The sequence below is a fragment of the Mesorhizobium sp. M7A.F.Ca.MR.362.00.0.0 genome (assembly GCF_004023175.1).
Classification (GTDB): domain Bacteria; phylum Pseudomonadota; class Alphaproteobacteria; order Rhizobiales; family Rhizobiaceae; genus Mesorhizobium.
The window spans coordinates 1-8,464 of sequence record NZ_RZTF01000290.1 but is presented as its reverse complement, the minus strand read 5'-3'; the positions used below and the strand labels follow the sequence as shown (position 1 = coordinate 8,464).

The following is an 8,464-nucleotide window of genomic DNA, read 5'->3' as shown; positions in this document are numbered from 1 at the left end:
GACGTGGATGTCGAATGCGCATTGAGATGGCGAACCTGGCGTGGCGAAATCCCTGCCTGGGCAATCGCGATCTGCATGGCCCGGCGCGCGCCGTCGCCGTCCTCCGGTCCGGAGGTGACGTGGTGGGCATCGGCGGTCGTGCCGTAGCCGACGAGCTCAGCCAACGGCTTTGCGCCGCGCGCCAACGCGTGGTCCAATGCCTCGATGACCAGCACGCCGGCTCCTTCGCCCATGACGAAGCCGTCCCGCGATGTGTCGAAAGGGCGCGAGGCTTGAGCCGGCGCCCAATTGAAGCCGGTTGAAAGAGAGCGCGCCGCGGCGAAACCGCCGAGGCTGACGGTGTTGATGCACGCTTCCGTTCCGCCGCACACGGCGATGTCGGCTTCGTTCGCGCGGATCAGGCGGGCGGCGTCGCCGATCGCCTGGATGCCCGCCGCGCATGCCGTCACCGGTGCGCCGAGTGGACCTTTGAAACCATGACGGATCGAGATGTGGCCCGCCGCGAGGTTTACCAGGAAGGACGGCACCGTAAAGGGCGACAGGCGGCGGGCGCCACGCAGGTCCACCGTGCGCACCGCCTCGGTGATGGCGGGAAACCCGCCGACCCCTGAAGCGATGATCGTGGCCGTGCGCAGGCGATCCGTTTCCAGGGCAGGCTTCCATTGCGCCTGCGCGAGCGCCTCTTCCGCCGCAGCCAGCGCAAAGAGAATGAACCGGTCCACCTTGCGTTGATCCTTCGCGGACAGGACGGCATCGGCATCGAACCCAGCCTCCGGATCTTCGCCCAGGGAGGGAACCACGCCGCCAATCTTAACCGGCAGCTCTCCCACCACATCGTCCGGAAGCCTGCGAACGCCCGACCGGCCGGCAAGCAGGCGTGACCAGGACGCTTCGACATTGGCGGCAAGAGGCGTGACCGCTCCCATGCCCGTGACGACAATCCGTTGCATCTGCTCTCCTGTCCTTGGTGTGCCGGCGGCACTGCTCGCGCCGTTCAAGGGGCGACTGCTTCGCGAACCTGATCGGCCGCCGCATCCAGAAAAGCCCGCGCGAGGTCGGGGTCGTTGACGACCCGCGAGAGCACCACCGCGCCGACCATCGTCGAGAGAACGGCCATTGCCTTGTTGCCGGTCTTTTCGCTGTCGCCCTCGCCAACCCAACCGCCGAGCATCTCAAGGTACGCCTTGATGCCGGCTTCGAATGACGCCTTCACCTCGGCACCCTGCCTGGCTGCATCCGAACCGAGCGCAACGACCGGGCAGCCGTCCATCTTTTCCCCGCGATGATCCATGCTGAGGTAGAATGAGATCACCCCGTCGAGCGGGCTCCCAGGATGTGCGGCGGTCGCGGCCGACCATTTGTGGGTGGCGCTTTCCATCGCCCGCCTGGACGCCAGCGCCGCCAGATCGTCCTTCGACTCGAATTGCTTGTAAAAGGCGCCCTGGGTCAGCCCGGCACCCTTCATCAGGTCCTTGAGGCCGATGCCGTCAAAGCCGCGCTCCCGGAAAAGCCGGCTTGCCACATTGATCACGGTCTCGCGGTTTTCCGCGGCCTGAGTGCGACTCACACGCATCGTCATCTCCTTTTTTAGATTGCATTCGTAATCTATACCCTATATAGAGGGTGAACGCAATCTAAAAAAGGACAAATGAGATGATCCGCAAAACCCTGAGCGCCTCGCTGCTGGCAGCGCTGTTTCTTGCAACCCCGGCTCTTGCCGAGGAAGCCACCATCGGACGCCCGATCGAAGGCGGCAGCCTGCACCAGGGACACCTGGACATGGTGGCCTACTACGTTCCGCGCGGCGACCTGCTTGAGGTCACCGCCACTTTCGCACCGAAGGCCGGGGGTGATCCGCTGCGGGTTGTCATGGGCCTCGCCAACAGTGACGCTGTGTCGTTTTCCATACCGGGCTACCCGGGCTCGCTCTACTCGTTCTCAAGGTCCGGTAAGGAAGTGACGGTCTCGACCGAGACTGACACATCCCTGCGAGCCGACGCGACAATGCCCTGACCTGACGCGCAGGCCCGCGGCCGCGCGATGCTGGCCGGGGCTCTCGCGTCGGAACGGCGCGCCACCAATAAGTTCGGAGAGAGGTCACATGCTTTACAGCTATTTTGTCGAGAAATCGATCCGGCAGAGCTTCGACGACGTCAACAACCATCGCTGGGACGCGGCGGTGAAGGCCATCGCGCCGCATGTCCATCACCGGGTTGGTGGCGCCCACGCGCTTGGTGGGGAGCGCCACGACAAGCAAGCCCTGCGCCGCTGGTTCGAGCGCCTCGGCCGTGTTCTGCCCACTCTCCATCTCACGGTCAACCACGTCTGGGTGAAGGGTTGGCCGTGGCATACCACCGTGTTTGCCCAGTGGGATGGCACCGCAACCCTGCTCAACGGCGATACGTCCTACATCAACCGTGGTCTCCACGTGTTCACGCTGCGGTGGGGCACGGTTCATGCGCTCGAGGAGTTTTACGATTCACAGGCGGCGGCGCGCGGTCTCGCCGCTCAAGCCGCAGCCGGCCTCGAAGAGGCTGTCGCCGAACAGATAACAAGCTGAAGCGCGGTTCGAGGACGGCCGGGTTGCCCATGCGCCGACCGGCTCGGGTCCCGAGCCATCTCCGCTGCCGCGCTCCAACTTGTTGCAAGACGTTCAAATTTGAGCTTCCGCACTCATGCTTTGTCGAGAGTATCTCCTGTATTCACTTAAACGGTCTGCGCCGTAGTTTTTAGCCGTTCTGAATCGCCGTCGGCGACGATGACGACGAAATAGGAGAACGCAATGACTCGCAATCACGTTGAACGTCTTGGAGAGTTCAGGGAAATCCTGGTCGCAACCCGACGCGAAGGAGTCCGCAACGTGCACCATACCCGCGACGCAATGCGGGCAAGTGGCTTTCAGATAGGGGACAGCGATGGCTCCAGCTACGGAGCCGAGCTGAAGGCGCTCCAGGAAGAAATCGAGGCAGTCGATCGCGCCATAGAAGACGAGAAGCGGTTGGCCCAGGCCCTCGAGAGCGCAGCTCAATCCCGCCGGCCGAGCAAGCCGAGAATCGTGAAGGGAACATAGTTCCGCTCTCGGCCAAGACGTTCATTGCCTCGGTGCCAAGCGCCGGCTCACGGCACGAACGTTTCTGCAGGCGCCGCTTAATCAGCTACAAGGTCGGGACATGGCGACCGTCCTGTTTCAACCCCCGAACACCAGCGGCGGCGCGATCCGATCCCGCCGCAGCCAGCGCGCCAGAAGCAGCGCGGCCACCACGGCCAGCCCCGTCGACAGGCCGATCCAGATGCCGACGCCATGCAGGCCGAAATGGAAGGCGAGCAGCACGCCGAGCGGCAGGCCGATGCCCCAATAGCCGATCGCGGCATAGATCATCGGCACCTTGGTGTCGTGCAGGCCGCGCAGCATGCCGGCGGCAACCGCCTGCGCGCCATCGAAGACCTGGAACAGCGCGGCAAAAGCCAGGAACGACACGGCAAGCGCGATCACCCTGGCATTGGCCGGATTGCCCAGATCGATGAAGGCGCTGATCAGCGGATGCGGCCACAGGATCATCATCAGCCCCATCAGCGCCATGAACGAGACGCCGATGACAAAGGCGGTCCAGCCGGCGCGCGAGACGCCTTCCGGATTGCCGGCGCCGTGCGCAAGGCCGACGCGCACCGTCACCGCCTGGTTGAGGCCGAGCGGCACCATGAAGGAGATCGAGGCGATCTGGATGGCGATCGCGTGCGCGGCCAGCGAATCCGCGTCGATCAGGCCCATCAGCAGGGCCGCCGCATTGAAGATCGTCACCTCGAAGGCGAGAATGCCGGCGATCGGCAGGCCGAGCCGCAGCAGACCCTTGAAGCGCGGCCAGTCGGACCGCCAGAAGCGGCCGAACAGACGGTAGCGGCGGAACTTCTTCTCCAGCATCACCACGGCAGCCATGCCGATGAACATCAGCGCTGAGGACAGCGAGGTGGCAAGGCCCGACCCGGCAATGCCCATTGCCGGCACGCCGAGATTGCCGAACATGAACACCCAGTTGAAGAAGACGTTGCAGGCGACGGCGACGAAGACGATGACCAGCGCCCAGCCCGGCCGTTCCAGCGCCGAGATGAACGAGCGCAGCACGATATAGCCGTAGAACGGCAGCACCGCCCATTCGAGCCAGCGCAGATAGATGCCGGCCTGATGGGCGAGCGCCGGGTCCTGGCCCATGGCCAATAGAATGCCCTCGCCGTGCCAAAGCACGAGCCAGATCGGGATCGAGATCAGGATCGCCAGCCACAGGCCCTGGCGCACGGTGCGGCGCAGGTCGCGCACCGAATAGCGGCGGCGGCCGAGCTCGGTGGCGATCATCGGCGAGGTCGCCAGCATCAGGCCGAGGCCGAAGATCAGCGGCATGAAATAAAGGTTGGCGCCAAGCGCGCCGCTGGCCAGCGTGTCCGGACCCAGACGACCCATCATCATGACGTCGGTGGCCGTCATCGCGGTCTGGCCGAGATTGGTCAGCACCATCGGCCAGGCGAGCGCCAGCGTCGCCCTGATTTCCTGACGCCAAAGATTTTCCGGCGCGCGAGCGCCGGCTTCGATCGCAGACATTGTTCCGCTCTTTCCAGCTACGGCACGTCGGCCAGAGCCGGAAGCCGCATGTCAAACGGCAAAACCTTCGGTTTCGCGGCGTTTGCGTCAGCTTCTGGACGAAACGCGACATGAAGGCAAGAGAGGAGGGACGGGAACGGATTGAGCCAGCGACCGGCCCAAATGCTCTACCGGATCGCGTCCAGCATCCGCCGCTGGCGGTGCATCTCGAGGAAAACCTTGTAGTCGCGCTCGAAACGCCCTGATGATTTCGGGTTCGACGGGCGCGTCCGGCCGCCTTGCTGCATGGCAAGACAGGCCGCGTTGAGGTCGGGAAACAGCCCGGCCGCGGTGGCGGCGATCATGCCGGTGCCGAGCAGCACCGCCTCGTCGGCCAGCGGCTCGACCACCGTGCAGCCGGTGGCGTCGGCATAGAGCTCCATCAGCAGCGGGTTCTTGGTGTGGCCGCCGGTGACGTGCAGCGTGTCGATCAGATAGCCGTTCTCGTTCAGCGCCTCCAGCACGTGGCGCACGCCGAGCGCGATGCCGACGGCGGTGCGCCAGTAGAGCTTGCACAGGCTGTCGAAGGAGGAATCCAGCGTCAGCCCGCTGACGACGCCGACGGCATGCGGATCGGCGAGCGGCGAGCGGTTGCCATGAAAGTCGGGCAGCACATGCAGCCTTGCGGCGAGGTTGTCGCCCTCGGTGGCGCGCAGCTCGGCGACACGCCCGGCGATCTTCGCATGCATGGCGGCATCTGGCTCGCCGCCGGCGCCGTGCCAGCGGATGATGTGGTCGAGCAGGGCGCCGGTCGCCGACTGGCCGCCTTCCGACAGCCACAGCCTGGGCAGTGCCGCGCCGTAATACGGCCCCCAGACGCCGGCGAAGGGCTGCGGATCCTGCGACATCGCCATGACGCAGCTCGACGTGCCGGCGATCAGCGCCAAATGCCGGCCGATGTCCTGTTCGTCGTCGGCAAAGCCGCCGAGCACGCCAAGCGCGCCGGCATAGGCATCGATGACCCCGGCGCCGACCCGGCATTTCTCGCTCAGCCCAAGCTCGGCCGCCGCTTGCGCCGTCAATCGACCGATATCGGCGCCGACGGGACTGGCCTTTTCCGGCAGGTTGCCGTGCTCGAAAAGATCGCCGAGGCCGACGAGTTCGAAGAAATCGCGCCGCCATCCCGTGTCCTCATGCGCCAGATAGGTCCATTTGGCGGTCAGCGTGCATTGTGAGCGGGCCAGCGAGCCCGTCGCTTGCCAGGTCAGGAAATCGGTCAGGTCGAATAAATAGCCGGCTTCATTCCACGTCCGCGGCAAATTGCGCTTCAGCCACATCAGCTTCGGCGTCGCCATTTCCGGCGACATGACGCCGCCGATGTAATTCAGCACGGCGTGGCCGCTTGCCGTGCATTCGTCGGCCTCGGCGATGGCGCGGTGGTCGAGCCAGACGATGGTGTCCCAGCGCTTGTCGCCGGTGACCGAGACGCTGAGCTGGCCGCCTTGCCGGTCGCGCACCACCAGCGAACAGGTGGCATCGAAGGAGATGCCGACAATGTCCTCAGGCTCGACACCGGCTTTTTCGCGGGCAGCGCGCACGGCGGTGCAGACGGCCGACCAGATATCGCGCGAATCATGTTCGGCGTGATCGGGCTTCGGCTGGTTCATGGCGATCGGCCGCTCGGCGCGGCCGAGCAAGGTGCCTGTGGTGTCGAGAATGCCCGCGCGAGCGCTCCCGGTGCCGACATCGACCGCGCAAACGAACTGTTTCGTCAAGATGCTCTGTCTCTCGCTCCCAGGCCTGCAATCAGATCGGGCAATTGCAGCATGTCAGCGAATATAAAGTCCGGCTCACTCGACGCAAGCCGCGCTTTCAAGGTCGGGTTGCCGGCATGCGAGCCGCCGGTGAAGGCAAACACGCGCATCCCCGCCGCGCGCGCAGCAATGATGCCGGCCGGGCTGTCCTCGACGACGAGGCATTTGCGCGGATGGGCCCGCATGCTGGCGGCGGCATGCAGGAACAGATCCGGCGCCGGCTTTCCCTTGGCCACCATGGTGGCACTGAACAGATGCGGCTCCATCAGCCCAAGCAATCCGGTGACGTCGAGCGCGTAGCGGATGCGGTCGAGCGTGCCTGAGGACGCGACACAGTACGGCAGCCCAAGCTTGGGCAGCATCTTCCTGACGCCGGCGATCGGCTTCAGCTCCTCGCGGAATTTGCGCATCAGTTCGACGCGCATCTCGGTCAGGTGCAGGTCGGTAATATCGAGTCCGAAGTCGCGGCCGAGGATCTCGCGCACGCTTTTCATGCTCTTGCCGAGGAAATGCTCGTAGGCGGCATCCTCACTGACGCTGCCGCCGGCGACTTTGACCATGCCGAGCAGCGCCGAGACGGAGAGCGCCTCGCTGTCGACCAGCACGCCATCACAGTCGAAGATGACCAGTTCAGGCGTCATGGCCGAGAATGGCTCTCAGAGCTTGCCGGCGAGGTAGCGCGTCAGCGTCGCGCGCGCGCCATTCGCCCACAGCACGTTGAGCGCATGTGCAAAGGCCTCGACAAACGCGGTCGCGCGGCCGACATCGCCATAGATGTCCTCCATGGCAAGCCAGGCGGCGGGAGCATCCTTTGCCGCTTTTGCCGTTGCCTGCAGCCGGTCCCAGCTCGGATCGTTGGGCTCGATGACGGCGCCGCTATCCGTCGTGCCGAAGCAGTAGCGGCACCATAACGCCGATTCCAGTGCCAGGCCCGCGACGCTCTTTCCGGCCTTCAGCCGGTCGGCGATGGTCGGGATGATGAACTTCGGCTGGCGGTTGGAGCCGTCGAGGCAGAGCCGGCGCACCGTGTCGCCGATCTTGGGATTGGAAAAGCGGCTCTCGATGAGCTGGTAATAATCTTCCAGAACCGTGTCCGGCACCGGCGGCACCGTCGGGATGATTTCCTCCCGTTCGAGCTTGGCTAGGAAACCGCTCACCAGTGGCTCCTGCATCGCCTCATGGACGAAATGGATGTCCATCAGGCCGGCCGGATAGGCAATCGTCGCGTGGCCGCCATTGAGGATGCGGATCTTCATCAATTCGTAGGGCGCAACGTCTTTGACGAACTGCACGCCGACCTTTTCCAGCGGCGGCCGGCCGCCGGTGAAATGGTCCTCCAGCACCCATTGCCGGAATGGCTCGCAGAACACCGGCCAGTTGTCCTCAAGGCCAAAGTCCTTGGCCAGGATGCCGCGTTCGCGGTCGGTGGTCGCCGGCGTGATGCGATCGACCATACCATTCGGGAAGGCGACATGCTCGCTGACCCAGTTCGCCAGATCCTCGTCGATCAAACGGGCCAGGCCGATGACGCCGTCCGAGGTGACATGGCCGTTGTGGGGAATGTTGTCGCACGACATGACCGTGAACGGCACGGTACCCTCGTCGCGGCGGCGCACCAGCCCGGCAAGGATGATGCCGAACACCGTCTTCGGCGTCGCGCCGGGCTGCGCATCGGCGACGATGTCGGGGTGGGTCGGGTTGAACACGCCGGATGCCGGATCGATGAAATAACCGCCTTCGGTGATGGTCAGCGAAACGATCTTGATGGCCGGGTCGGCCAGCCGTTCGATGACGCCGGCCGCATCGCCGGGCATCAGGAAGTCGATCATGGCGCCGGTGACCCGGGCGCTCATATGGCCGCTGTCCTGCTCGACCACCGTGGTCAGCCAGTCCTGCTCTTCCAGTTTGCCGCGGCCGATCTTTTCACCGTCGAACACGCCGGCGCCGATCAGTGCCCAGTCATGGCCGATGCCCGAATTGAACAGATCGTCGAGATAGACGGCCTGATGCGAGCGATGGAAATTGCCGACGCCGAAATGCACGATGCCGGCCTTCAATGTCGCGCGGTCATACTTCGGGC

At 64.8% G+C, this 8,464-nt stretch carries 9 protein-coding genes; 3 read left to right on the top strand and 6 right to left on the bottom strand.

Annotation, left to right across the window (positions count from 1 at the left end; all coding sequences use genetic code 11):
- A partial coding sequence (locus EOC06_RS26945; protein WP_128309214.1) for a beta-ketoacyl-ACP synthase occupies nt 1-950 on the bottom strand: 950 nt, incomplete at its 3' end.
- Between the two features lie 44 nt (nt 951-994).
- Nucleotides 995-1,573: a TetR/AcrR family transcriptional regulator gene (locus tag EOC06_RS26940; RefSeq protein ID WP_127808341.1), complete on the bottom strand. Its 579-nt coding sequence runs from the start codon at nt 1,571-1,573 to the stop codon at nt 995-997.
- Between the two features lie 80 nt (nt 1,574-1,653).
- Here EOC06_RS26940 and EOC06_RS26935 point away from each other — a divergent pair, with 80 nt between their 5' ends.
- From EOC06_RS26935 to EOC06_RS26925, 3 genes are all read left to right on the top strand, one after another.
- On the top strand, nt 1,654-2,013 hold the full coding sequence (locus tag EOC06_RS26935) for a hypothetical protein (protein WP_128309213.1): 360 nt from the start codon (nt 1,654-1,656) through the stop codon (nt 2,011-2,013).
- A gap of 88 nt (nt 2,014-2,101) precedes the next feature.
- The gene (locus EOC06_RS26930) at nt 2,102-2,560 is read left to right on the top strand and encodes a nuclear transport factor 2 family protein (RefSeq protein WP_127268437.1); all 459 of its coding nucleotides are present in this window, start codon (nt 2,102-2,104) and stop codon (nt 2,558-2,560) included.
- A 222-nt stretch (nt 2,561-2,782) separates the two neighbouring features.
- Nucleotides 2,783-3,070, top strand: a complete 288-nt coding sequence (locus EOC06_RS26925) for a hypothetical protein (protein WP_127268438.1) — start codon at nt 2,783-2,785, stop codon at nt 3,068-3,070.
- 117 nt (nt 3,071-3,187) lie between these two features.
- Here the strand turns inward: EOC06_RS26925 and EOC06_RS26920 are convergent, their stop codons facing one another.
- The 4 genes from EOC06_RS26920 to EOC06_RS26905 all read right to left on the bottom strand — a co-directional run.
- Complete coding sequence (locus tag EOC06_RS26920; protein ID WP_128309212.1) at nt 3,188-4,591, bottom strand: MATE family efflux transporter; 1,404 nt, start codon at nt 4,589-4,591, stop codon at nt 3,188-3,190.
- Between the two features lie 167 nt (nt 4,592-4,758).
- Nucleotides 4,759-6,345, bottom strand: coding sequence for an FGGY-family carbohydrate kinase (locus EOC06_RS26915; RefSeq protein WP_128309211.1), 1,587 nt, complete (start codon nt 6,343-6,345; stop codon nt 4,759-4,761).
- Nucleotides 6,342-7,025, bottom strand: coding sequence for an HAD family hydrolase (locus EOC06_RS26910; RefSeq protein WP_128309210.1), 684 nt, complete (start codon nt 7,023-7,025; stop codon nt 6,342-6,344). Before EOC06_RS26910 ends, EOC06_RS26915 begins: the two co-directional genes overlap by 4 nt.
- A gap of 15 nt (nt 7,026-7,040) precedes the next feature.
- A partial coding sequence (locus EOC06_RS26905) for a mannitol dehydrogenase family protein (RefSeq protein ID WP_164898753.1) occupies nt 7,041-8,464 on the bottom strand: 1,424 nt, incomplete at its 5' end.